The sequence below is a fragment of the Mycobacterium sp. IDUB_3 genome, assembly GCF_055419585.1.
Map to the genome: position 1 here is coordinate 4,093,425 of NZ_JBVAXZ010000001.1, position 22,755 is coordinate 4,116,179.

Genomic DNA, 22,755 nt, shown 5'->3' on the forward strand with positions numbered 1-22,755 from the left:
TCGGTAGTCTGCAGACATGTTCGGTTTCCTGCCTTCGATCCCCGGCGTCGGTGAGGTTCTTGCCCTCGCCGGGCGGGTCGACACCGCCCGCCATCACGGCGTGCCCAACGGTTGCGTGCTCGAATTGGACCTGCGTTCGATGCCGCCGGAGACGTCGGGCTTCGACCCGTTGGCCATCCTCAGCGGGGGAAACCGGCCGGTCCCGCTGCGCGAGATGGTGGACGCCGTCTACCGGGCGGCCGAGGACCCGCGGGTGGCCGGGCTGATCGCCCGGGTTCAACTCGGCGCGTCGCCGTCGGCCGCGGTGCAGGAGTTGCGCGAGGCCATCGTCGCGTTCACCGCCGCCAAGCCGTCGCTGGCCTGGGCCGAGACCTACCCTGGCACGCTGTCGTACTACCTGGCCTCGGCGTTCGGTGAGGTCTGGATGCAGCCCGCCGGAAGCGTCGGGCTGATCGGCTTCGCCAGCAATGCCACCTTCCTGCGCGACGCGTTCGACAAGGCCGGCATCGAAGCCCAATTCGTCGCGCGCGGCGAATACAAGTCGGCCGCAAACCGTTTCACCGAGTACGGCTTCACCGAGGCACACCGCGAGGCCGTCACCCGGATGCTGGAAAGCCTGCAGGAGCAGGTGTGGGAAGCGGTGGCGCGCTCGCGCAAGCTCGACGCCGGTGTGCTCGATGCGCTGGCCGACCGCGCCCCGCTGCTGCGCGAGGAGGCCGTCTCGTCGGGACTGGTCGACCGGATCGGGTTCCGGGACGAGGCCTACGACCACATCGCGGAACTGGTTGGCGTGCAAGATGTTGCCGAGGAGAACACGCCACCGCGGCTGTACCTGTCGCGCTACGCCGGCGCGTCCAGGTCCCGGCTGACCCCGCCGGTGCCCTCGGTTCCCGGACGCCGCCCCAAGCCGAAGGTGGCCGTCATCAACATCGACGGCACGATCGTCGACGGGCGTGGGGGACCGCAGTTCCTGCCGTTCGGCGCCTCCACCGTCGGAAGCGACACCATCGCCCCGGCGCTGCGGGAAGCCGCCGCCGATGACTCGGTGTCCGCGATCGTGCTGCGGGTGAACAGCCCCGGGGGTTCGGTGACCGCATCGGAAACCCTTTGGCGCGAAGTGAAAAGGGCTCGCAAACGCGGCAAGCCGGTGGTGGCGTCGATGGGCGCGGTCGCCGCGTCCGGCGGCTACTACATAGCGGTGGCCGCCGACGCGATCGTCGCCAGTCCCGCGACCATCACCGGTTCGATCGGCGTGATCACCGGCAAGCTGGTGATTCGCGATCTGCTGGAGCGCCTCGGCGTCGGGCTGGACAGTGTGCGCACCAACGCCAATGCCGATGCCTGGTCTATCGAGACGCCGTTCACCCCGGAGCAACGCGCCCACCGGGAGGCCGAGGCCGACCTGGTGTACGCCGACTTCCTGGAGCGGGTCGCCGACGGCCGCAACCTGACCACCGAGGCCGTCGATCGCGTCGCCCGGGGCCGGGTGTGGACCGGCGCCGACGCGCGCGAGCGAGGCCTGGTCGACGAACTGGGCGGCTTGCGCACCGCGCTGCGCCGGGCGAAAATCCTTGCCGGACTTGACGAGGACACCGACGTGCGCGTCGTGACCTACCCGGGTGGCTCGCTGCTGGACATGCTGCGGCCACGGGCCTCCTCGCAACCGGCCGCCGCGTCGGTGCCCGACGCGCTGGGCGCGCTGCTGGGCCGCACCATCGGCGGCATCCTGGACAACGTGGAACGGTCCTACACCGGTGCCAGCGCGTTGTGGCCGGGAGCCTGGCGGCTCTAGCCTGATGGTGGCGACCCGCTGCGCCCGGCTACGCCGCGCTTGCGATCGCCACTAGCCTGATGGTGGCGACCCGCTGCGCCCGGCTACGCCGCGCTTGCGATCGCCACTAGCCTGATGGTGGCGACCCGCTGCGCCCGGCTACGCCGCGCTTGCGATCGCCACTAGCCCACCAGCTTGGCGCTGATGAAGATGATCTCGCCGAGCGGGTCGTCGTTCTCCGGGGCGGGCGGCTCGATGCCGTTACGCTCGAACAGTTCCGTTCGGGTGATGCCCTCGGGCCGCCACCCGATGCTGGACAGGTAGTCGACGACGTGGTTGCGTTCGCCGGCGTAGACCAGCGAAGCCATGTCGATGTCGACGCCGTGCTCCCGGAATGACCCGGACATCTGGCGCACCCGTTCCGCATCGAAATTAACGATGCCGGGCACGAATTCGGTGGCGATGGTGCTGCCCGGCGCGCTGAGCGCGGTGATGTTGTCGAACAGCCGATCCTGGGCATCCGGCGGCAGGTAGATCAGCAGACCCTCGGCCAGCCAGGCCGTCGGCGCCGTCGTGTCGAACCCGGCCGCCTTCAGTGCGGCGGGCCAGTCCGCGCGCAGATCGATGGGAATGGTGCGCCGCGACGCGGTCGGCTCGGCGCCGACATCGGCCAGGGTGGTGCTCTTGAACTCGATCACCCTGGGCTGGTCGATCTCGTAGACCACCGTGCCGGCCGGCCAGGGTAACCGGTAGGCGCGCGAGTCCAAGCCGGAGGCCAAGATCACCACCTGCCGCCCCCCGCCGCCCGTGGCGGCGACGAAATAGTCGTCAAAGTACTTGGTGCGCACGGCCATTCCGTCGACCATCGACTGGATACGCACCGGCGAGGCATTCTCGATCGCGTCCAGATCGAGCTCGCCGTCCATCATCTTGGTGAAGAAGTCCACTCCGACCGCGCGCACCAGCGGCTCGGCGAAGGGATCGTTGATCAAACCGCGGGGATCCTTGGTCGCCATCGCACGCCCGGCCGCGACCATGGTCGCGGTCGCGCCGACGCTGGACGCCAGATCCCACTCATCGTCGTGAGAGCGTGACATGGTTGGAACCCTACTTGAACGTCGCGGCGACGTAACTCAGGTCGCCGAAGGCCTCGACCACTTCTTCGGGGAACTCGAAGCCGTTGTGCGCGTATAGTTCCCTGACCGCGCGGGCCGTCACATCCCATCCGTGCCCGCTCAGGTAGTCAACAACAACGCTGCGCTCGCCCCGGTAGAACAGCTCACCCGCATCGAGGTTGAACCCGGCACTCCGCCACCGCTCGGTGATGCGTTGCACGCGCTCGTCGGTGAAGGAATTGGGATCCGGCACGTGTTCGGTCGCCAGCCGACTACCCGGCGCGCTGAGCGAGGCGATGTGGTCGAACAAGCGGTCCTGGGCCTCGGGCGGCAGATAGGGCAGTAGTCCTTCGGCGCTCCACGCGGTCGGCTGGGTGACGTCAAAACCGCTCTCCCGCAATGCGGCGGGCCAGTCATCTCGCAGGTCGATGCCTACGGTTCGACGTTCGGCGGTCGGAGCGGCGCCGAGATCGGCCAGCGTATTGGTCTTGAACGCGATGACCTGTGGCTGGTCGACCTCGTAAACCACCGTGCCCGCGGGCCACGGCAGGCGGTAAGCCCTGGTGTCCAGGCCGGAAGCGAGGATCACCGCTTGGCGCACAACGTCTTTGGTGGCATTGATGAAGAAGTCGTCGAAGAACCTTGTCCGCACCGTCATCTGCTCGGCCCTGGTCTTGCGGTCCATCAGCGGGTCGTCGGCGAAGTCGATCTCACCGTCGATGATCCGGATGAAAGGGTCCAGCCCCACGGCGCGCACCAGCGGATCGGCCAGTTGATCGTCCAGCAGCTGGTTTGGTCCCTGCGAGGCCACGGCGCGGGCGGCGGCGACCATCGTGGCCGTCGCTCCCACGCTGGACGCTAGGTCCCAGCTGTCGCCCTCGGTTCTTCCCGTGTCAGCGGTCATTGCGGATGGCTCCTACTTCTCGAGGGTTCCGCTGGTGTACACCATCTCGCCCATGCGCACGTCGTCGTCGGTGAGCGGGTCAAGTCCGTTGGCCGCGAACAGTTCTGCGATGCTGGCGCTGTTGAGCCGCCAACCGCGATCGGCCAGGTATGGAGCCGCCTCGTTGCGATCGCCGAAGTAGACCAGCCCGGCCATGTCCAGCTCGAAACCGTGCGCACGCCAGCGCTCGGAGATCGTCTGCATGCGCTCCTTCATCTTGTCCTCGTCGCCAGGCTCGGGGTTGGGGGCGCTTTCGGTGGCCAGCCGGCTGCCCGGCGCGCTGAGCTCGGTGATGGTGTCCAGCAGGCGATCCTGCGCCTCGGGCGGCAGGTAGCCGAGCAGGCCCTCGGCGCTCCACGCGGTGGGCTGGGACGGGTCGAAGCCGGCGTTGCGCAGCGCGGTGGGCCAGTCGTCACGCAGATCGACGGCCACCACCCGTCGCTCGGCGGTGGGGGCGGCCCCCAGATCGGCCAGCGAGCGGGTCTTGAATTCGATGACCTGCGGTTGATCCACCTCGTAGACCACCGTCCCGGCCGGCCACGCCAACCGGTAGGGGCGGGCGTCCAGACCGGAGGCCAGGATCACCGCCTGCTTGACACCCGAGTTGGTCGCGTCCAGGAAGAACTCGTCGAAGAACTTGGTGCGGACCGCCATGTTGTCGGCCATCCGCGACATCGCCCCGGCGGACCCCGCGGCACCGTCGTGCACGTCGTTCAACTCGGCGGGATCCAGCTCACCGCTGGCCAGCTGGGAGAGCAGGTCCACGCCGACCAGCTTGACCAGCGGCTCGGCGAACGGGTCGTTGATCAGCGGGTTGTCGGCGCGGGTGGCCATGGCGCGGGCCGCCGCGACCATCGTCGCGGTCACGCCGACGCTGGATGCCAGGTCCCAGGTGTCGCCTTCATACCTGGTGGAAGTCATGTTTGTGCCCCTATCGGAGGTAGTCAATCTAATATTTAGCCGATATAACAAGCTGCTCCCACTGTACGCTTCCCGCGATTCGCGGCAACCTTGACTGATGGCGTACGCGGAGGCTGGTAAACGGGTGCTCATCACGGGTGCCTCGTCGGGATTGGGCGCGGCCCTGGCGCGGCAGCTGGCCGCCCACAGCGCGGTAGTGGGGCTGGTCGCGCGCCGCCGGGATCGGCTGGCCGAGGTGCTGGCCGACTGCCGGAACACCTCACCCGGATCGGCCATGTTCGTGGCCGACCTGGCCGACGCGTCGGCGCTGGGCGACCTGGCGCTGCGGGCCTGGGATGCGCTCGGCGGCATCGACGTGCTGATCAACAACGCCGCGATGCCGAAGCGGCGCAGCGTCATCGCACTGGACCCGGACGAGGCCGAAGACGTCATGCGGGTCAACTTCTTCGCCCCGATGCGCCTGACGCTGGCGCTGTTACCACGGATGCTGGCGCGCGGATCTGGCATGATCGTCAACGTGTCCAGCGTCGGCGGCCGGCTCGGCATAGTGCACGAATCCGCCTACTGTGCAAGCAAATTCGCGCTGTGCGGCTGGAGCGAGGCGATGGCCGTGGATCTGCACGACACGCCGATCTCGGTGAAGCTGATCGAGCCGGGCCCGGTCGACACCGAGATTTGGGACCACTCGGGCAGCGAGGAACCGCTCTACCAGGGACCCAAGGTGGCCGCGGACGTGGTGGCCGACGGCGTCATCGCGGCCCTGGGCAGTGAGCGCTTCGAGCACTACTTACCCGACATGAAGGCCGTCATCGACGCGAAAAACGCTGACCTGGATGCGTTCATCGCCGGGGCGGCTGGGATGGCGTCCTCATGAAGGCGCTCGTCTACGGCGTGCCGCCGGAGCCTTTCGAGGTTCCCGGCGACGCGAACCCGTTGACCCAGAACCTGGCGCAAACCCCGACCGCCCTGCGCGAATGGCCGGATCCGGAACTGCCGCATGAGGACTGGGTGATCACCCGTCCGCGGCTGACCGGCATCTGCGGGTCGGATTCCAAGCAGATTTTGATGGATTTCGGCGAGGGCGACGTCGACAATGCTATGGCGGCGTTCTGTTCGTTCCCGCAAGTCATGGGCCACGAGGTGGTCGCCGACGTGGTGGAGCTGGGGCCCAAGGCACGGGGGCTGCAGGTGGGGGAGCGGGTGGTGCTCAATCCGTGGCTGTCTTGCGGGCCGCGTGGCATCCAACCGCCCTGTCCCGCATGCGAAGCCGGTGACTACAGCCTGTGCTGGAGCTTCACCGACGGCGACATCAAGCCCGGCATCCACACGGGGGTGTCGGCCGATGTGACGGGCGGCTACGCCGAGCTGATGCCCGCTCACGACAGCATGCTGTTCGCCGTGCCGGATTCGATTCCCGACGAGGTGGCCGTGTTCGCCGACCCGTTCTCGGTGTCGCTGCACGCGATCACCCGACACCCGCCGCCCCGCTCCGGCGCCGCACTGGTGTACGGGGCCGGCTCGCTGGGGTTGTGTGCGGTCGCGATCCTGCGGGCGCTGTATCCCGACGTGGCCGTCGCGGTGGTGGCGCGCTTCGCCGCGCAGGCCGAGCTGGCCCGCCGGTTCGGCGTCGCGAAAACCCTTGCGCACGAACCGCGAACGGCCATCATCGAAGAGACCGTCGCCTGGGGCGGTGGCCGGCTGCGTCAGCCGCTGCAGGGACTGCCGATGGCTCACCCCGGCGCCGTCGACGTCGTCTACGACACCGTCGGTAAGCCCGAGACTTTCGAGGTCGGCGTCCGGGTGCTGCGGTCGCGAGGGACGTTGGTGAAGGCCGGCGTCCACGCCCCCGGGCGGTGGGAGGACAGCCCGCTCTACTTCAAGGAGATCTCGTTCGTCGGCTCGAATGCCTTCGGCGTCGAAGAGGTGGACGGGCAGCGCAAGCACGCCATCGCCCACTACCTCGACCTGAGCGCCGCTCACCGGGTAAACCTGCGTCCCATGCTGACCCACACGTTTGGGCTAGAGCATTGGCGGGACGCATTTTTGGCGATTGCCAACCAGGACGACAGCGGCGCGGTGAAGGTGGGGATCGACCAGCGCTAGGCGAGTGCCCCGCGGGACCCGGTGAGCGGCAAGTCGATCGGGGTGATGACACCCGGCCGCGCGTCACAAACGAACGGAATGGCGTTGACCGCCGCGACGGCGGTGCTGTCCATCAACACGGTCATCACGTCCTCCCCGGGTTTGCCGAACCGGATGGTCGCGTCGACGCGTGGTTCACCTTCGATTACCACACTGAATCCCTTGGGGTCGGGCCATTTCGGGTCGAGCGCGTCGTCGCTCATAGTCCAGCAGATGGCGAGCTCGACCACCGGGCGGCCGCCTCGATAGCCGCGATAGGTGCGGCGCTGGCCCCCGGAGGTGCCGGCGGCATAGTCCACCCAGCCCAGATCGAGGTACCTTGTCAGCACCGCGGGCTCGACGAATGCCTCCTTGGAGTCGAGCTCGGTGCCCAGCATGGCGGCGATCATGTCCAGCGTTTCGAAGTAGCCGAGGCCGTATCGCTGCGTCTCCGGGTCGAGGTGCGTCACCCGCGCACGGGGAGGTTTGCCGAAGCCGAGCACCTTCCACACGTCCTGTACGGGATAGGTTGTGCAGTCCAATGTTTCGACGAGCTTGACGCTGTGCACCCGTCGGCATGCGCCGGTGAGGAATCCGGCAACGACGTTGATGAAGCCCGGCTCGAATCCCGTGCCCAGGAAGGTTGCGCGCCCCTGTTGTGCCGCCTCCTCGAGCGCCGGGAGCTCGACGGGGTGATGGGTGCCGGTCAGGAAATCTCCGGTAGTGACGACGTTGATGCCGGAGCACAGCATCCTGATTACCAGCTCGTAGTCGATGACGCGGGGCATGTAGTTGACATAGTCCGGCCGAAGCTCGATCAACGCATCGGCGTCGGCGGTTGCGGGCACCCCGATCGGGGGGCGGCCGGCCAACACGCCCGCATCGCGGCCCACCTTGTCCGAACCGAATGCGTGGACGCCCACCACGTCGAGGTCGTCACGGTCCAACAGGACGCCGAGCGCTCGACTGCCGATGTTGCCGGTTGACCACTGGACTACGCGGTAGGGCGCCATGTTTGACATCGTAGGCGAACATTGTTCTAATCTGAATACTGTTCGAATTCGTACATCGTTCGGAAGTGGGGGCGTGTGGCGGCCGTGGCCAAGGCGCCGGTGCTGCGCTATGGGGCGCTGGACCGAGCGCACCTGACAAAGCACTTGTTGCGACTGGCCAAGCGCGTGGGCGTCAGCCGGGTCACGATGCGCGAGCTGGCGGCAGAGGCGGGCACGGCGGCCTCGTCGGTCTACTACCACGTCCGCGACAAGCGGGAACTGCTCGACCTGCTGATCGAATCGGTACTTGCACAGATCGAGGTTCCGCAGGAGGGCGACTGGGAGACTCGTCTGGTCGCTCTGTACCTGGCTGCCTGGAAGGTGCTGGTGGACGTGCCCGGCATCGCGGCGCTGCTGCAGGAGCACCCGCACACGGCCGCGGCGACCGAGATGGACCGCGCCTCTCGCGCGATCCTGCGCGAATCCGGCTTGGACGCCGAACATTTCGATGCCGCTCACGCCGCGTTGTATATCCACCTACTGGGTTCCGTGCAGCTCGAACACACGCGCCGCGCCGGTGGCCCGAGCGACAAAGCATTCGCGTACGGCTTGCGCCTGATCCTTCACGGTCTGCGCGGCGAAGTGAAGCACGCTCGAGGCGTGTCATGACGGAGACGGCGATCGATCTCGCCGAGCCGGCGATCTGGGCCACGCGATTTCCCGACAACCTCTTCGCCGAGCTGCGCGCCCACACACCGGTGTTCCACCAGCAACTCACCCCTGACGTGAGATCAACTGTGGGCCGCGAATTCTGGGTGTGCACCAAGCATGCCGATGTCGCGCGAGTCCATCGCGATCACGAGTCGTTCACGGCGACCGGGGGACCGCTGATCCAGGATGTGCCGATGTTCGACGCATACCCGGCCATCGTGAGTATGGACCCACCGGATCACACGATTCGCCGCAAAGTCATCGCTCGCGCTTTCACGCGACGCGCGGTGGCCAAGCTGGAGGATGGCATCCGAAATCGGGCCCAGGCGATGGCCGCCGCTCTACTGGAATCCGGTGGTGGTGAGTTCGTCGATCTGGCTGCGGGACTGCCGATCTCGGTGATCGGTGACATCGTCGGGATTCCGGACGCCGACCGCCCGCACGTGTTCGGCCTGATCGACCGGGTGTTGAAGGTCGCCGGCGCGCAGCTGTCGCTTCCCGATGGTGATGACCTGTTGCCCTTCATGGAGTTGTTCGAGTACGCCAGCACATTGACCGCGTACAAGCGTGAGCACCCGGACGACGACATCTGGAGCGCGTTGTGCACCACGGAGATCACGGCGGAATCGGGGGAGACCTTCTTGCTGCCCTCCAACGAACTCGAGATCTTCTTCTTCATCCTCGGATTGGCCGGCGCTGACACGACTCGAAATGCGTTATGCGACGGGATCAGGGCCTTCGCGGCCAATCCGGAACAGATTGCGGTCTATCGATCCGACCAGGACGCGCGGCGCACCGCGGTAGAGGAGGTGATCCGCTATTCCACGCCGATCATGTTCTGGGTGCGCGGAGCGGCCAAGGACGTGATCCTCGGCGACGTGCCGATCCCCGAGGGTGCGCGCGTGGTGACGATGCTGCGTTCGGCCAATCGCGACGAAGACGTCTTCGAGGATCCGCACCGCTTCTACATTCGCCGCGACCCCAACCCCCACCAGTCCTTCGGGGGTGGTGGGGCCCACCACTGTTTGGGCGCAATGCTGGCGCGGGCGGAAGTCAGGGCGGCCCTCGACGAGATCTTGCTGAGTACGGTCGGCATCGAGGTCGGTGATCCGAAGATGACGCTTCCCGACCTGTGCAACAACATGACCGTGTACGAGTCACTACCGGTCCGCCTCGAGCGGCGCTAGGCGGGGCGCGTCGCGCGATAGTAGTTGAGTCGTCCAACCATGCGCTGCGGGTGCGTGGCGACCTCACTGCAGTCGAAACCGGCCCTGCTCAGCAGGCGCGGAATCGCGTCGCCGAGGTTGCCTGCGGCGTGCTGGTTGCGCCTGATCAGCCGCGCCGCCAGGCCGTGCTGGGTCGTCGTGTCGCCGCCGATGTCGACCAGGTGCAGCCTGCCGCCGGGGCGCAGGACCCGGAACACCTCGGCCGCCGCGGCGGTTTTCGCGTCATCGGCGATGTGGTGCAGCATCATCGAAGACAGCACCCGGTCGAATTCGCCGTCGGCGTATGGCAGCCGCTCGGCGTAACCGTGTTCGAACCGAATACCGTTCAGCCCGTGCCCTTTCCGCCGTGCCCGGTCCAGCGCGCGGGGGTCGGGGTCGCATCCAGTCACTTCCACGGCGGGATATGACCGCTTGACCCGGGTGGTGAGATTGCCCGTGCCGCAGCCGATTTCCAGCACGCGCTGGCCGTCGGCCAGCTCCGCCTGCGTGATCAAAGTCTCATAGACCCGGTTCATGCCCAACAAGCGGCTGATCACGTCGTAGCAGGGAAGTAGCGCATCGTGGCCGGCGGCGGGCAGGTAATCATGTGGATGATGTTTGGTCACAGAGTCCATGGTGAACCGCTGCATCCCCGCAGAATTGGGTGATCCTTGGTAAAAATAGGACTATCTTTGGTGTATGACGCGGCCCGCTCGGTTGGTTCGGCAGCGCGCGGGCGTGCCGATTTACGAGTACCGCACCGATCCGGAAACGCCCCCGGTGTCGGTGGTGCGGTCGGGTCCCGAGGATTTCATCGAGCGCGGTCGCCACATTCACGACTTCCCTGCGCTCTGGTACCTGCCCGCGGCTGGTCTGGTCTACGTGGCGGCCGCGGGCCAGGTGCTCGACCCCGAGCGCCTGGATCGTTGTGACGCCGGGGTGGCTGTGTTCTTCGACCCGGCCGCGCTCGGGGAGGACGCGCGATCGCCGTGGCCGGCGTGGCGAGCGCACCCGCTGCTGTTCCCGTTTCTGCACGGACAGGCCGGCGGCATCCTGCGCCTCGACGTGCCCGCGGTGCGACGGACGGCGTGGGACGCCGCGATCGGTTCGATCGAAATGGAACTGCGCGCGCGCCAGGATGGTTATCGACAGGCGACGCTGGCGCACCTGACCCTGTTATTGATCGACCTTGCGCGGTTGGCGGGGCCGGTGGTGGCCGAGCTGCGGCGCAGCGGGGAACCGCTGCTGGCAGATGTCTTCGAGGTGATCGACCGGCGTCACGCCGGGCCATTGTCGCTGCGCGAGGTGGCCGGCGAGCTCGGCTTGACCTCGGGCCACCTGACCACGGTGGTGCGGCGCCGCACCGGACGCACTGTCGGGGAGTGGATCACCGACCGCCGGATGACCGCGGCCCGCGTGCTGCTGGCCGAAACCGACGTGTCGGTCGCGGAGGTGGCCAGGCGGGTCGGGATATCCGATCCCGGCTATTTCAGCCGGCTATTCGCCCGCGCGCACGGGGCCTCGCCCCGCGAATGGCGTCAGAGGGATTCGATGTCCAGCCACTGGTCAACGTCGAATCGGTCCTCGCCCGCGCGAAGGGTCGCGCCACCTCGACCGGGGTAGCGCGCGGGGCTCATGGCGGCCTTGGCTTGCTCGGCCTCGCTGGCGCGGCCCAACTGGATCGAGCCCGTCACGCGTTCGCCCGCAGATAGCCGTAGACCGAGGCGAAGTTTCGGTTGACGTCCTCGGGAATCGGCACCGGACCACCCAGTGCTCTTGCGCCCCAGACGATTTGGGCGGTCCGCTCGACCAGGGCGGTGATATGCAGGACCTTGTCGGGCCGTGGACCCACCGCCACCAGGCCATGGTTGGCGATCAGCGCTGCGCCGCGGCCCTCGAGCGCCCGCACGGCGTTGGCGCCGACATCCGGCGTGCCGGACGCGGCATAGTCGGTGCACCGGACGTCGCCGCCGCAGTACACCGCGAACTCGTCGATGCACGCCGGGATCGATTCGTGGGCGATGGCGAACATGGTGGCCCACACCGGATGGCTGTGAATGACGCTGCCGACGTCGTCGAAGGCCCGGTAGCAGGCCAGGTGCAGCTGCATCTCCGACGACGGTGAGCGACCCTCGGCCGCCTGCAGGACCGAGCCGTCCGCGTCGACGAGCACCAGATCGTCGAGCTGCATGTCGCGGTAGTCCACCGACGACGGGGTGATGACGACGTTGCCGTCGGCGCGGCGCGCCGAGATGTTGCCGGCCGTGCCCTCCACCAGGCCGCGGCGCAGCATGTCCTTGGCGGCGTCCAGCACCGCGGTCTCCGGGTTGTCAACGAACTTCATGGCCCAGCACCTCCGGGTTGACGATGTGAGCGGGCGCGTTGCCGGCCAGCAGCGCCTCCAGGTCGTCGGCGACCATCTGCGCCTGCCGCGCCTCGGTGTCGAAGGTGGCGCCGCCGATGTGCGGCGTCAGCACGACGTTTCCCATCCCCACCAGCGGGTGATCGGCCGGCAGCCATTCGCCGGCGAAGTGGTCCAGGCCCGCGGCGCCCACCTTGCCCGCGACCAGGGCGTCGACCAGGGCGTCGGTGTCGTGCAGCTGGGCGCGGGCGGTGTTGAGGAAGACCACGCCGTCGCGCATGGCCGCGAACTCCCGCGCGCCGATCATGCCGGCCGTGTCGTCGGTGACCGGGGCGTGCAGCGAGACCACGTCGGCCTCGCTCAGCAGCTCGTCGAGGCTGTGCCGGGCGTCGGGGTTGTAGGGATCGTGCGCGATGACCCGCAGCCCCAGCCCGGACAACCGCCACTGCGTCGCACGGCCGACGGCGCCGAGGCCGACCAGCCCGGCGGTGAGCCCCGCGATCTCGGCGGCGCGGAACCGCTGATACGGGATGCTGCCGTCGCGAAAGATGTTGCCGCTGCGCACATCCGCGTCCGCAGTCAGCACGTGACGGGTAGCGGCGAGCAGTAGGGCCACCGTCATCTCGGCGACCGCATCGGCGTTGCGGGCCGGGGTGTTCAGCACCGGGATGCCGGCCGCGGTGGCCCCGGCGATGTCGACGTTGTTGGGGTCGCCGCGGGTGGACGCGATCACCCGCACGCCCTGCTCGAACACCGGGCCGCGCACGGAATCGCTTTCCACCACCACGATTTCGGCGGATTCGCCGGCGATCCGCTCGGCCAGCTGCTCGGGGCTGTAGATGCGCAGCGGGGTCTGCTCGATCCAGGGGTCGTATACGACGTCGGCCAGCTGCCGCAGTTTGGCGAACCCCGGCCCCCGCATCGGGGCCGTCACCAAGGCGCGTGGTTTGGACGTCACGAGTGCCAATGCTGGCGTACGGTGACGCCCGTGTCACGCAAAGACGTCACAATCGGCATCGACGTCGGCAGCACCGCGGTCAAGGCGATATGCGCCGACGCCGAGGGCAACGTGACGGCCCGCGTCCGGATCCCCCATGAGCTGCGGGTGCCGGCGCCCGACCGGCTGGAGCACGACGCCGAGGCGGCGTGGCGGCGTGGGCCGGTGGCGGCGTGCAACCAACTGATCCACCAACCCGGCATCGCCGCGGCGGCCGTCTCGGCGATGGTGCCGTCGATGACCGCCGTCGACGACACCGGCGCGCCCATCACCCCGGGGCTGCTCTACGGCGACGGCCGGGGCCGCACACCCGGCGGGGACGCGCAGCCGCTGCCCGCGCTCGGCGAGGCCGCCGAATTCCTGCGCTGGACCGCCGCGCAGGCGCCGGGCGCCGCCGGGTACTGTCCCGCGCCCGCGGTGGCCAACCACGCGCTGTCGGGGCAGGCGGCGATCGACATCGCCACCGCCGCCACCGCGTTCCCCTTGTTCGACGGGACCGGCTGGAATCCCGAGGCCTGCGCCGAGCGCGGCGCGGCCGTCGAGCAGATGCCGCGGGTGGAGAGCATGGGAGCCGTCGTCGGGCAGCTGCGCGGCACCGACGCCGCGCTGGCCACCGGCGCCATCGACGCGCTGTGCGAACAGATCGTCGCCGGCGCCGACCGCGACGGCGACGTGCTGGTGATGTGCGGCACCACGCTGATCGTGTGGACCACGGTCGCCGAGGCGCGTCAGATGCCCGGCCTGTGGACCATTCCGCACACCGCGCCCGGCAAGAGCCAGATCGGCGGGGCCAGCAATGCCGGCGGGCTGTTCCTGGGCTGGGTGGATCGCGTTGTGGCAGCGGCAGACCCGACCGCCGTCGAACCCGGGCGCGTCCCGGTGTGGGCGCCGTATCTGCGCGGCGAGCGCACGCCGTTCCACGATCGGGACCGCCGGGGCGTGCTCGAGGCGCTGGATCTGACCCACGACGCCGCCGCGCTGCGCCGCGCCGCCTATGAGGCGTCCGGCTTCGTGGTCCGCCGGCTGATCGAACTCGGCGGGGCGCCGGTGTCGCGCATCGTGGCCACCGGCGGCGGCACCCGGGTGGGCCCGTGGCTGCAGGCCATCGCCGACGCCACCGGCCGGCCGGTCGAGGTGTCCGGGGTGGCGGAAGGCGCCGCGCTGGGAGCGGCCTTCCTGGCCCGCATGGCGGTCGGCCTGGAGACGACGATCGCCGACGCCGCCCGATGGGCGCGCACCGAGCGCATCGTCGAGCCCGACCCCGCCTGGGCGAGCGCGGTCGAGGATCGCTATCAGCGCTTCCAGGAGCTGGCAGACCGCAGATGTAGCGCGGTGGCACCACCGGCGTTCTAGGCTGGTGCCATGACCGACCAGGACCGCAAAGCCGCCCGCCGCGAAATCGCCGACGCTCTGTTGAAAGCCCTCGAACGACGGCACGAAGTGCTCGACCTGATCGTGGAGGCCGACAACAATTCGGAAGCGGTCAACGCCATCGCCGGTTTGCTCGGCACGTCGCACACGGGTGCCGAAGCAGTGTTCGGCCTGTCCTTCGACCGACTCACCAAGGATTCGCGCAAGACGATCCAGACCGAACTCGAAGACCTGAACAAACAGCTGAGCTTCACCCTGGGCGAGCGTCCGGCGAGCTCGGGGGACACCCTCGAACTCCGGCCGTTCTCCGCGAGCGAGGACCGCGACATCTTCGCCGTGCGCACCGAGGACATCGGCTTCGCCGGTGACGGCTCCGGGGGGCCGGCGGGCAACGTGGACGACGAGATCAGCGCCGCGCTGGGCCGGGTCGACGACGAAGAGGCCGCGTGGTTCGTGGCCATCGACGGCGGCGAGAAGGTAGGCATGGTGTTCGGCGAGCTGGTCCGTGGCGAGGTCGACGTTCGGATCTGGATTCACCCCGATCACCGCAAGCGGGGTTACGGCACCGCCGCGCTGCGCAAGTCGCGCTCGGAGATGGCGTGGTGTTTCCCCGCGGTGCCGATGGTGGTGCGCGCACCGGCCGCCAATCCCGAAAGTTAGCGCAGAACGGCGGTGACGTATCGGATGTCGCCGAAGGCGGCCATCGACGGCTGCTCGGGGAAATCAAAACCGTTGGCCGCGTAGAGTTCCGGGGTGCTGTGCACCCACGAGTGCCAGCCCCGCTCGGACAGGTAGGTCACCACGTCGTTGCGTTGGCCGGGGTAGACCAGATCGGCCCAGTTGAGGTCCAGCCCCATCCGGCGCCAGCGCTCGCTGATCTCGCGGCCGCGCTTTTCGATGCGGCCCCGGATGTCGGGCACGTAGCCGGTGCCGATCCTGCTGCCCTCGGCGGACAGCGCGGTGATGTGGTCGAACAGGCGGTCCTGGGCATCCGGCGGCAGGTAACCCAGCAGCCCTTCGGCGCTCCACGCCGCCGGCGCCCCTGTGTCGAATCCACTGTCGCCCAACGCCGCCGGCCAGTCATCGCGCAGGTCGACCCCCACTGCCCGCCGGTCGGCGCTCGGTGCTGCGCCCAGCTCCGCCAGGGTGCGGGTCTTGAACTCGATCACCCGGGGCTGGTCTATCTCGTAGACCACCGTCCCGGGCGGCCAGGCCAGCCGGTAGGCGCGGGTGTCCAGCCCCGAGGCCAGGATGACGGCCTGGCGGATACCGGAGTCGGCGGCGTCGAGGAAGAACGAGTCGAAGAACCGGGTGCGGACCGCCATGCCCTCACCGAGACGACGCGGGGTGAACGCCGGATCGTCCTCGGGTGTCTCGATGTCTCCGTCCATCATCCTGATGAAAGCCTCGACTCCGACGGCACGCACCAACGGCTCGGCGAAGGGATCGTCGATCAACGGGTCAGGGCCCTTGGAGGCCAGCGCCCGCCGGGCGGCCACCGCGGTCGCGGTGGCGCCCACGCTGGACGCCAGGTCCCAACTGTCGCCGTCAGATCGCTTGCTGTCGGTCTCCGGCATGGCAGCTCCTCACTTGAGGGTGGCGGTGACGGCGACGATATTGCGGAACTGCGCCATCGCCTCGTCGTCGTGGAATTGCAGGCCGTAATCGCCGAACAGTTCGCGGCGCGGCCGGGCGGCCACCTCCCAGCCTTTGCCGGTCAGGTAGTCGACGACGTTGCTGCGCTCGCCGTCGAAGAACAGTCCCGACAGGTCGATGTCGCAGCCGACCTTGGCCCAGCGGTCGTTGAACTCCTGGGCGCGTTGCGACATCGTCGTGCCGGCGGTGTCGGGGTGGTACTCGGTGGCCAGCAAGCTGCCGGGCGCGCTGAGCTCGGTGATGTTGTCGAAGAGCCGGTCCTGGGCGTCGGGCGGCAGGTACATCAGCAGCCCCTCGGCGCTCCACGACGTCGGCTGCGTCACGTCAAAGCCGCTGGCGCGCAACGCGGCGGGCCAGTCCTCGCGCAGGTCGATGCTGACCGTGCGCCGCTCGGCGGCCGGGGCGGCACCCAGGCTGGACATCGTGGTGCTCTTGAACTCGATGACGGCGGGCTGATCGACCTCGTAGACCACGCTTCCGGCTGGCCAGCTCAACCGGTAGGCGCGGGCGTCCAGGCCGGCCGCCAGGATGACCGCCTGGCGAACCCCGTCGCGGGCGGCGTTGAGGAAGAAGTCGTCGAAGAAGCGGGTGCGTACGGCGATGGAGTCGGTTTCCAGCCCCAGATCCTTGCCGCTGCCCTCATAGCCCTCGGAGTCGCCGACCTCACCGTCGACCAGGCGCCGGAAGAAATCCAGGCCGACGGCGCGCACCAGGGGCGCGGCGAACGGGTCGTTGATGATGGGGTTGGTCGCCCCGCTGGCCAGTGCGCGGGCCGCTGCGACCATCGTGGCCGTGGCTCCGACGCTCGAGGCCAGGTCCCAGCTGTCTTGGTCAGTGCGTGTCATGCTGCTCCCAAGTTATTTAGCAAATGCAACGAGTCACGGAAACTCTACGCTCCACGGCTTACGGCTTCCTGTAATTTTCGGGCGCGTTACGGCGGTGGTTCAAACACCCGGTGAACGGCGCCGCGAGGGGTCACAGGAAAGGCCCTGACCAGACCTGCCCGTACCAGCTGTTAGTCTCGTACACGGTTTGACGCGCTATAGAGAAGTCGGCCGTACGTCCTGGCCTGCGGGTGTTGGGCGCGTGATGTAGGAAACCCCGGCTGCGCAGGAGGAAGAGTTGCTTTCCGCTTTCATCTCATCGCTGCGGACAGTCGACCTGAGACGGAAGATCCTCTTCACGCTTGGCATCCTCGTCTTGTATCGGGTCGGCGCCGCGCTACCGTCCCCTGGCGTCAACTACCCGAACGTCCAGCAGTGCATCAAAGAGGCCAGCGGCGGCGCGGCCGGACAGATCTACTCGCTGATCAACCTGTTCTCGGGTGGTGCGCTGCTCAAACTCACCGTGTTCGCGGTGGGCGTGATGCCCTACATCACCGCCAGCATCATCGTGCAGCTGCTCACGGTGGTCATCCCGCGGTTCGAGGAGCTACGCAAGGAAGGCCAGTCGGGCCAGGCCAAGATGACGCAGTACACGCGTTATCTGGCCATCGCGCTGGCCATCCTGCAGGCCACCAGCATCGTGGCGCTCGCGGCCAACGGCGGGCTGCTGCAGGGCTGCTCGCTGGACATCATCGCCGACCAGAGCATCTTCACGCTGGTGGTCATCGTGCTGGTGATGACCAGCGGCGCGGCCCTGGTGATGTGGATGGGTGAGCTGATCACCGAGCGCGGCATCGGCAACGGCATGTCCCTGCTGATCTTCGTCGGCATCGCGGCCCGCATCCCCGCCGAGGGCAAGACGATCCTGGACAGCCGCGGCGGCATGATCTTCGCCGCCGTCCTGATCGCCGCGCTGGCCATCATCGTCGGCGTGGTCTTCGTCGAGCAGGGCCAGCGCCGGATCCCGGTCCAGTACGCCAAGCGCATGGTCGGCCGTCGCATGTACGGCGGAACGTCGACGTATCTGCCGCTCAAGGTCAACCAGGCCGGCGTTATCCCGGTGATCTTCGCGTCCTCGCTGATCTACATCCCGCACCTGATCACCCAGTTGATCCGCAGCGGCAGCGGCGGCGTGGGCAACAGCTGGTGGGACAAGTTCGTCGGCACGTACCTGTCCGACCCGAGCGACCCCGTCTACATCGCCATCTACTTCGGCCTCATCATCTTCTTCACGTACTTCTACGTGTCGATCACGTTCAATCCCGACGAGCGTGCCGACGAGATGAAGAAGTTCGGCGGCTTCATTCCCGGCATCCGGCCGGGCAAGCCGACCGCCGACTACCTGCGTTTCGTGCTGAGCCGGATCACCCTGCCGGGTTCGATCTACCTCGGCGCAATTTCGGTGCTGCCCAACTTGTTCTTGCAGATCGGCAACAGCGGAGCGGTTCAGAATCTGCCGTTCGGCGGTACCGCGGTGTTGATCATGATCGGCGTGGGCTTGGATACGGTCAAGCAGATCGAGAGTCAGCTCATGCAGCGCAACTATGAAGGGTTCCTGAAGTGAGAGTCGTTTTGCTGGGCCCGCCGGGGGCGGGCAAGGGAACGCAGGCCCAGAAGCTCTCCGAAAAGCTCGGGATCCCGCACATCTCCACCGGTGAGCTGTTCCGCAGCAACATCGAGAACGGGACCAAACTCGGCCTGGAGGCCAAGCGCTACCTGGACGCCGGCGACCTGGTGCCCTCGGAGTTGACCAATCAGCTCGTCGACGACCGGCTGAGCGATCCCGACGCGGCCAACGGATTCATCCTGGACGGCTTCCCGCGGTCGACAGAGCAGGCCAAGGCGCTGCACGACATGCTGGGACGCCGGGGCACCGACATCGACGCGGTGCTGGAATTCCGGGTCTCCGAGGATGAGTTGCTGCAGCGGTTGAAGGGCCGCGGCCGCGCCGACGACACCGAGGAAGTCATCCTGAACCGGATGAAGATCTACCGTGACGAGACCGCGCCGCTGCTGGAGTACTACCGCGACCAGCTCAAGACGGTCGACGCCGTCGGCACCATGGACGAAGTGTTCGCCCGCGCGCTGCGGGCGCTGGGCAAGTAGGAATGAACCCGCTGGCGCGGCTGCGGAGTCGCAAGGTGGTGCCGCAGCGCAGCGCCGACGAACTCGACGCCATGGCCGCGGCGGGCGCGGTGGTCGCGGCGGCGCTGCAGGCTGTGCGGGCGGCCGCGGTTTCCGGAGTCTCGACGCTGAGCCTGGACGAAGTCGCCGAATCGGTGATCCGGGACGCCGGCGCAGTGCCGTCTTTCCTGGGATATCACGGTTACCCCGCGTCGATCTGCGCGTCGGTCAACGAGCGGGTGGTGCATGGGATCCCGTCGGCCGCCGAGATCCTGGCGCCCGGTGACCTGGTGTCGATCGACTGCGGCGCGGTGCTGGACGGCTGGCACGGCGACGCCGCGGTCACCTTCGGGATCGGGACGCTGGACGCGGCCGACGAAGCGCTGTCACAGGCGACCAGGGAATCGCTGGAGGCCGGGATCGCGGCGATGGTGCCCGGGAACCGGCTGACCGATGTCTCGCACGCCATCGAGATGGGCACGCGCGACGCCGCTATCCGCCATTCGCGGGCCTTCGGGATCGTCGAGGGCTACGGCGGCCACGGCATCGGCAGGCAGATGCACATGGACCCCTTCCTGCCCAATGAGGGCTCGCCCGGGCGCGGCCCCCTGCTGGCCGCCGGCTCGGTGTTGGCCATCGAACCCATGCTGACGCTGGGAACCGGCAAGACCGTGGTGCTGGACGACCAGTGGACGGTCACCACCACGGACGGGTCGCGTGCGGCGCACTGGGAGCACACGGTCGCCGTCACCGACGCCGGTCCGCGTATCCTCACTTTGGCCTCCTAGCAGGGCTAGCCTTGAACTAAACGCCCACTCGCCTCGTTTCAGTAGTCGGAGGTGATCGAGTGGCTCGGGTTTCTGGCAGTCGTGCGGTGACCGGAGCTGCCGAGGCCGCTCTGATGAAGGCGCTGTACGACGAACACGCCGCGGTTCTGTGGCGCTACGCCTTGCGGCTGACGGGGGACGCGAGCCAGTCCGAGGACGTGGTTCAGGAGACGTTGCTGCGGGCGTGGCAACACCCCGAGGTCGTCGGCGACACGGAGCGCTCGGCGCGGGCGTGGTTGTTCACCGTGGCCCGCAACATGATCATCGACGACCGGCGCAGCGCGCGGTTTCGCAACGTCGTCGGCTCCACAGACGTATCGGGGGCACCCGAACAGTCCACGCCGGATGAGGTCAATGCGGCGCTGGACCGGTTGCTGATAGCGGACGCGATGGCCCAGTTGTCCGCCGAGCACCGAGCGGTGATCGAACGGTCCTACTACCGCGGTTGGACCACCACACAGACTGCTGCAGACCTCGGCATCGCCGAGGGGACGGTGAAGTCGCGACTACACTATGCCGTGCGGGCGTTGCGACTCACTCTGCAGGAACTCGGGGTTACCCGATGAGGGCCTCCGGATGCTTGAGGGGTGAGAAGAATGGATGAAATGAGGACGCCGGTGCAGGATCTCGGCCCTCCCGAAGACCGCTACGCGATGTGGGATGCCGCATACGTGCTGGGCTCCCTGCCGGCCGCGCAACGACGCGAATTCGAGACGCACATGGCGCACTGCCCGGACTGCCGGGCGGCCGTTGCCGACCTCAGTGGCGTGCCGGCCCTGCTGTCCCAGCTCCGAAGTGCCGAAGTGGCCTCGATGAACCAGTCCGGTCCGGCTCCGGAGATGTCTCCGAAATTGCTGCCGTCCCTGCTGGCGACGGTTCGTTGGCGGCGGCGCCGCACCCGGGTAGTGACCTGGGTGGCGTCGACGGCCGCGGCCGCGGTGCTGGCCATCGGGGTGTTCGTCGGCATTGAGGGGTGGTCGTCGACTCCGTCCCAGCAGGTGACTGCATCGTCTGAGCCGATGGCTCAGGTGAGCACCAGCCTGCTCACGTCGACGATCGCCGTCAGCAGCCAGCACTGGGGGACGTCCATCGACCTGCGCTGCGTGTGCCTGGCTCCGCTGAACGCGCACCACGACACGCTCGCGATGGTCGTGGTGGGACGTGACGGCAGCCAGACCCGGCTGGCGACATGGGTGGCCGTGCCCGGCCACACGGCGACGCCCGCGGGCGCGATCTCGACCCCGGTCGATCAGATCGCCGCCGTGCAGGTGGTGGCCGCTGATAGCGGCCAGGTGCTGCTGCAACGCTCGCTGTGAGGTTGTACCCGCTCGCGCTTTGAGTGCGGTAAGAAGGGGCGTGGCGCAATCAAGACCGGAGAAGCGTGATCCGATTGCCGCGGCGCGCGCCAACTGGGAGCGCGCCGGGTGGGGTGATGTGGCGCCGGGCATGGTGGCGGTGACGTCGGTGATGCGCGCGCACCAGATCCTGCTGGCCCGCGTCGAGACGGCGCTGCGCCCCTACGACCTGAGTTTCTCCCGGTACGAATTGCTGCGGCTGTTGGCGTTCAGCCGCACCGGTGCGCTGCCCATCACCAAGGCCTCGGACCGGTTGCAGGTCCACGTCACCAGCGTGACCCACGCGATCCGCCGGCTGGAGGCCGACGGGCTGGTGCAGCGGGTGCCGCACCCCACCGACGGGCGCACCACGCTGGTGCAGATCACCGAGCTGGGCCGCTGCACGGTCGAGGACGCCACGGTCACCCTGAACAAGCAGGTGTTCGCCGACATCGGAATGGCCGACACCGAATCGCAGGATTTGGCGTCGGCCATTGAGACGTTGCGGCGCAACGCCGGTGACTTCTGAGCCCTTCAGCTGCCGCGCAGCATCTCGATGACCGCGCTGAAGTCCAAGGCGCCGTGCTCGGCTGCGAATTCCGCGTAGATCTGCGCGGCGTGTGTACCCAGCGGCGCTGCCGCCCCGCTGGAGGACACCGCATCCATCGCAAGGCCCAGGTCCTTGTTCATCAGCGCGGTGGCAAAGCCCGGTTTGAAGTCGTTGTTGGCGGGTGAGGTCGGGACCGGGCCCGGCACAGGGCAATTGGTGTGCACGGCCCAGCAGTTGCCGGTCGCCCCGGTGATGACGTCGAACAGGGACTGGTTGGACAACCCGAGTTTCTCAGCCAGGATGAACGCCTCGCCGATCGCGATCTGCTGCACCGCCAGCACCATGTTGTTGCACACCTTGGCAGCCTGCCCGGCGCCGGCCGCGCCGCAGTGAATGATCTTGCCCGCCATGGGTTCCAGCACCGGCCGTGCCCGCTGCACGGCGTCCTCGTCGCCGCCCACCATGAACGCCAACGTCCCGGCGACGGCGCCCTTCACCCCGCCCGAGACCGGGGCGTCCAGCTGCGCGACGCCGCTCGATTCGGCCAGCGCGTGCACCTCGCGGGCATCGTTGACCGAGATCGTGGAGCTGTCGATGAACAGGGCGCCGGGTCGCGCGGCGGGCAGGATCTCCGCGTAGCAGCGTTTGACCAGCTCCCCGTTGGGCAGCATGGTGATCACCACGTCCGACCCGGCTACCGCGTCGGTGGCGCTGTCGAATCCGGTGACGCCGGCCTCGGCCGCCGCGGACAGCGCCCCCGGCGCGGGATCATATCCGCGCACCGCATGTTTAGCCGCAACAAGATTCGTCGCCATGGGCCCGCCCATGTGGCCCAGGCCCAGGAAGGCCACCGTCAGGTGCTCGGTCATCT

The 22,755-nt window shown here is 68.2% G+C and carries 24 protein-coding genes; 14 read left to right on the forward strand and 10 right to left on the reverse strand.

The window, feature by feature from the left end:
- Positions 1 to 16: 16 nt before the first annotated feature.
- Positions 17 to 1,792, forward strand: coding sequence for a signal peptide peptidase SppA (gene sppA / locus ACZYVJ_RS19075; RefSeq protein WP_463832441.1), 1,776 nt, complete (start codon positions 17 to 19; stop codon positions 1,790 to 1,792).
- 161 nt (positions 1,793 to 1,953) lie between these two features.
- On the opposite strand, the gene ACZYVJ_RS19080 is transcribed toward sppA, so the two are convergent.
- From ACZYVJ_RS19080 to ACZYVJ_RS19090, 3 genes are read right to left on the reverse strand one after another with little or no spacing between them, the layout of a single operon-like run.
- Entirely contained in the window at positions 1,954 to 2,868 is a 915-nt protein-coding gene (locus tag ACZYVJ_RS19080; RefSeq protein ID WP_463832442.1) for a class I SAM-dependent methyltransferase, read from the reverse strand.
- A gap of 10 nt (positions 2,869 to 2,878) precedes the next feature.
- Positions 2,879 to 3,790 carry a class I SAM-dependent methyltransferase gene (locus tag ACZYVJ_RS19085; RefSeq protein WP_463832443.1) on the reverse strand — a complete coding sequence of 304 codons (912 nt, stop codon included), beginning with the start codon at positions 3,788 to 3,790 and terminating at the stop codon, positions 2,879 to 2,881.
- A gap of 12 nt (positions 3,791 to 3,802) precedes the next feature.
- Complete coding sequence (locus ACZYVJ_RS19090) at positions 3,803 to 4,750, reverse strand: class I SAM-dependent methyltransferase (RefSeq protein WP_463832444.1); 948 nt, start codon at positions 4,748 to 4,750, stop codon at positions 3,803 to 3,805.
- 97 nt (positions 4,751 to 4,847) lie between these two features.
- On the opposite strand from ACZYVJ_RS19090, the gene ACZYVJ_RS19095 reads away from it, so the two are divergent.
- Positions 4,848 to 5,624, forward strand: coding sequence for an SDR family NAD(P)-dependent oxidoreductase (locus ACZYVJ_RS19095; protein WP_463832445.1), 777 nt, complete (start codon positions 4,848 to 4,850; stop codon positions 5,622 to 5,624).
- Entirely contained in the window at positions 5,621 to 6,853 is a 1,233-nt protein-coding gene (locus tag ACZYVJ_RS19100; protein ID WP_463832446.1) for a zinc-dependent alcohol dehydrogenase, read from the forward strand. The genes ACZYVJ_RS19095 and ACZYVJ_RS19100 overlap by 4 nt, the downstream gene beginning before the upstream one ends.
- On the opposite strand, the gene ACZYVJ_RS19105 is transcribed toward ACZYVJ_RS19100, so the two are convergent.
- Entirely contained in the window at positions 6,850 to 7,884 is a 1,035-nt protein-coding gene (locus ACZYVJ_RS19105) for an NAD(P)H-dependent amine dehydrogenase family protein (RefSeq protein ID WP_463832447.1), read from the reverse strand. The genes ACZYVJ_RS19100 and ACZYVJ_RS19105 overlap by 4 nt on opposite strands.
- A gap of 75 nt (positions 7,885 to 7,959) precedes the next feature.
- Here ACZYVJ_RS19105 and ACZYVJ_RS19110 point away from each other — a divergent pair, with 75 nt between their 5' ends.
- Positions 7,960 to 8,532 carry a TetR/AcrR family transcriptional regulator gene (locus ACZYVJ_RS19110; protein ID WP_463832448.1) on the forward strand — a complete coding sequence of 191 codons (573 nt, stop codon included), beginning with the start codon at positions 7,960 to 7,962 and terminating at the stop codon, positions 8,530 to 8,532.
- Positions 8,529 to 9,761 carry a cytochrome P450 gene (locus tag ACZYVJ_RS19115; protein WP_463832449.1) on the forward strand — a complete coding sequence of 411 codons (1,233 nt, stop codon included), beginning with the start codon at positions 8,529 to 8,531 and terminating at the stop codon, positions 9,759 to 9,761. The genes ACZYVJ_RS19110 and ACZYVJ_RS19115 overlap by 4 nt, the downstream gene beginning before the upstream one ends.
- Here ACZYVJ_RS19115 and ACZYVJ_RS19120 read toward each other — a convergent pair.
- Positions 9,758 to 10,405, reverse strand: a complete 648-nt coding sequence (locus ACZYVJ_RS19120; protein ID WP_463832450.1) for a class I SAM-dependent methyltransferase — start codon at positions 10,403 to 10,405, stop codon at positions 9,758 to 9,760. The two genes, ACZYVJ_RS19115 and ACZYVJ_RS19120, sit on opposite strands and share 4 nt — an antisense overlap.
- Before the next feature lie 73 nt (positions 10,406 to 10,478).
- Between ACZYVJ_RS19120 and ACZYVJ_RS19125 the strand changes: the two genes are divergently transcribed.
- Entirely contained in the window at positions 10,479 to 11,402 is a 924-nt protein-coding gene (locus ACZYVJ_RS19125) for a helix-turn-helix transcriptional regulator (protein WP_463832451.1), read from the forward strand.
- 67 nt (positions 11,403 to 11,469) lie between these two features.
- On the opposite strand, the gene ACZYVJ_RS19130 is transcribed toward ACZYVJ_RS19125, so the two are convergent.
- Positions 11,470 to 12,123 (reverse strand): L-fuculose-phosphate aldolase, encoded by a 654-nt coding sequence (locus ACZYVJ_RS19130; RefSeq protein WP_463832452.1) that lies wholly within the window; start codon positions 12,121 to 12,123, stop codon positions 11,470 to 11,472.
- Positions 12,110 to 13,099 (reverse strand): NAD(P)-dependent oxidoreductase, encoded by a 990-nt coding sequence (locus tag ACZYVJ_RS19135; protein WP_463832453.1) that lies wholly within the window; start codon positions 13,097 to 13,099, stop codon positions 12,110 to 12,112. Before ACZYVJ_RS19135 ends, ACZYVJ_RS19130 begins: the two co-directional genes overlap by 14 nt.
- A 30-nt stretch (positions 13,100 to 13,129) precedes the next feature.
- Between ACZYVJ_RS19135 and ACZYVJ_RS19140 the strand changes: the two genes are divergently transcribed.
- The gene (locus tag ACZYVJ_RS19140; RefSeq protein WP_463832454.1) at positions 13,130 to 14,491 is read left to right on the forward strand and encodes a xylulokinase; all 1,362 of its coding nucleotides are present in this window, start codon (positions 13,130 to 13,132) and stop codon (positions 14,489 to 14,491) included.
- A 9-nt stretch (positions 14,492 to 14,500) separates the two neighbouring features.
- Positions 14,501 to 15,169 (forward strand): GNAT family N-acetyltransferase, encoded by a 669-nt coding sequence (locus tag ACZYVJ_RS19145; RefSeq protein ID WP_463832455.1) that lies wholly within the window; start codon positions 14,501 to 14,503, stop codon positions 15,167 to 15,169.
- Here ACZYVJ_RS19145 and ACZYVJ_RS19150 read toward each other — a convergent pair.
- Together ACZYVJ_RS19150 and ACZYVJ_RS19155 are read right to left on the reverse strand one after the other, a co-directional pair.
- On the reverse strand, positions 15,166 to 16,086 hold the full coding sequence (locus tag ACZYVJ_RS19150) for a class I SAM-dependent methyltransferase (RefSeq protein ID WP_463832456.1): 921 nt from the start codon (positions 16,084 to 16,086) through the stop codon (positions 15,166 to 15,168). The two genes, ACZYVJ_RS19145 and ACZYVJ_RS19150, sit on opposite strands and share 4 nt — an antisense overlap.
- Positions 16,087 to 16,095: 9 nt before the next feature.
- Positions 16,096 to 17,010, reverse strand: a complete 915-nt coding sequence (locus ACZYVJ_RS19155) for a class I SAM-dependent methyltransferase (RefSeq protein ID WP_463832458.1) — start codon at positions 17,008 to 17,010, stop codon at positions 16,096 to 16,098.
- A gap of 277 nt (positions 17,011 to 17,287) precedes the next feature.
- On the opposite strand from ACZYVJ_RS19155, the gene secY reads away from it, so the two are divergent.
- From secY to ACZYVJ_RS19185, 6 genes are read left to right on the forward strand one after another with little or no spacing between them, the layout of a single operon-like run.
- On the forward strand, positions 17,288 to 18,613 hold the full coding sequence (gene secY / locus ACZYVJ_RS19160) for a preprotein translocase subunit SecY (RefSeq protein WP_463832459.1): 1,326 nt from the start codon (positions 17,288 to 17,290) through the stop codon (positions 18,611 to 18,613).
- Positions 18,610 to 19,155 carry an adenylate kinase gene (locus ACZYVJ_RS19165; protein ID WP_463832460.1) on the forward strand — a complete coding sequence of 182 codons (546 nt, stop codon included), beginning with the start codon at positions 18,610 to 18,612 and terminating at the stop codon, positions 19,153 to 19,155. The genes secY and ACZYVJ_RS19165 overlap by 4 nt, the downstream gene beginning before the upstream one ends.
- 2 nt (positions 19,156 to 19,157) lie before the next feature.
- Complete coding sequence (gene map / locus ACZYVJ_RS19170; protein ID WP_463832461.1) at positions 19,158 to 19,961, forward strand: type I methionyl aminopeptidase; 804 nt, start codon at positions 19,158 to 19,160, stop codon at positions 19,959 to 19,961.
- A 59-nt stretch (positions 19,962 to 20,020) separates the two neighbouring features.
- Positions 20,021 to 20,566, forward strand: a complete 546-nt coding sequence (locus ACZYVJ_RS19175; RefSeq protein ID WP_463832462.1) for a sigma-70 family RNA polymerase sigma factor — start codon at positions 20,021 to 20,023, stop codon at positions 20,564 to 20,566.
- 30 nt (positions 20,567 to 20,596) lie between these two features.
- Positions 20,597 to 21,316 carry an anti-sigma factor family protein gene (locus ACZYVJ_RS19180; RefSeq protein ID WP_463832463.1) on the forward strand — a complete coding sequence of 240 codons (720 nt, stop codon included), beginning with the start codon at positions 20,597 to 20,599 and terminating at the stop codon, positions 21,314 to 21,316.
- Between the two features lie 40 nt (positions 21,317 to 21,356).
- Positions 21,357 to 21,863, forward strand: a complete 507-nt coding sequence (locus ACZYVJ_RS19185; RefSeq protein WP_463832464.1) for a MarR family transcriptional regulator — start codon at positions 21,357 to 21,359, stop codon at positions 21,861 to 21,863.
- A gap of 5 nt (positions 21,864 to 21,868) precedes the next feature.
- Here the strand turns inward: ACZYVJ_RS19185 and mmsB are convergent, their stop codons facing one another.
- Positions 21,869 to 22,753 carry a 3-hydroxyisobutyrate dehydrogenase gene (gene mmsB / locus ACZYVJ_RS19190; RefSeq protein ID WP_463832465.1) on the reverse strand — a complete coding sequence of 295 codons (885 nt, stop codon included), beginning with the start codon at positions 22,751 to 22,753 and terminating at the stop codon, positions 21,869 to 21,871.
- Positions 22,754 to 22,755: the final 2 nt, after the last annotated feature.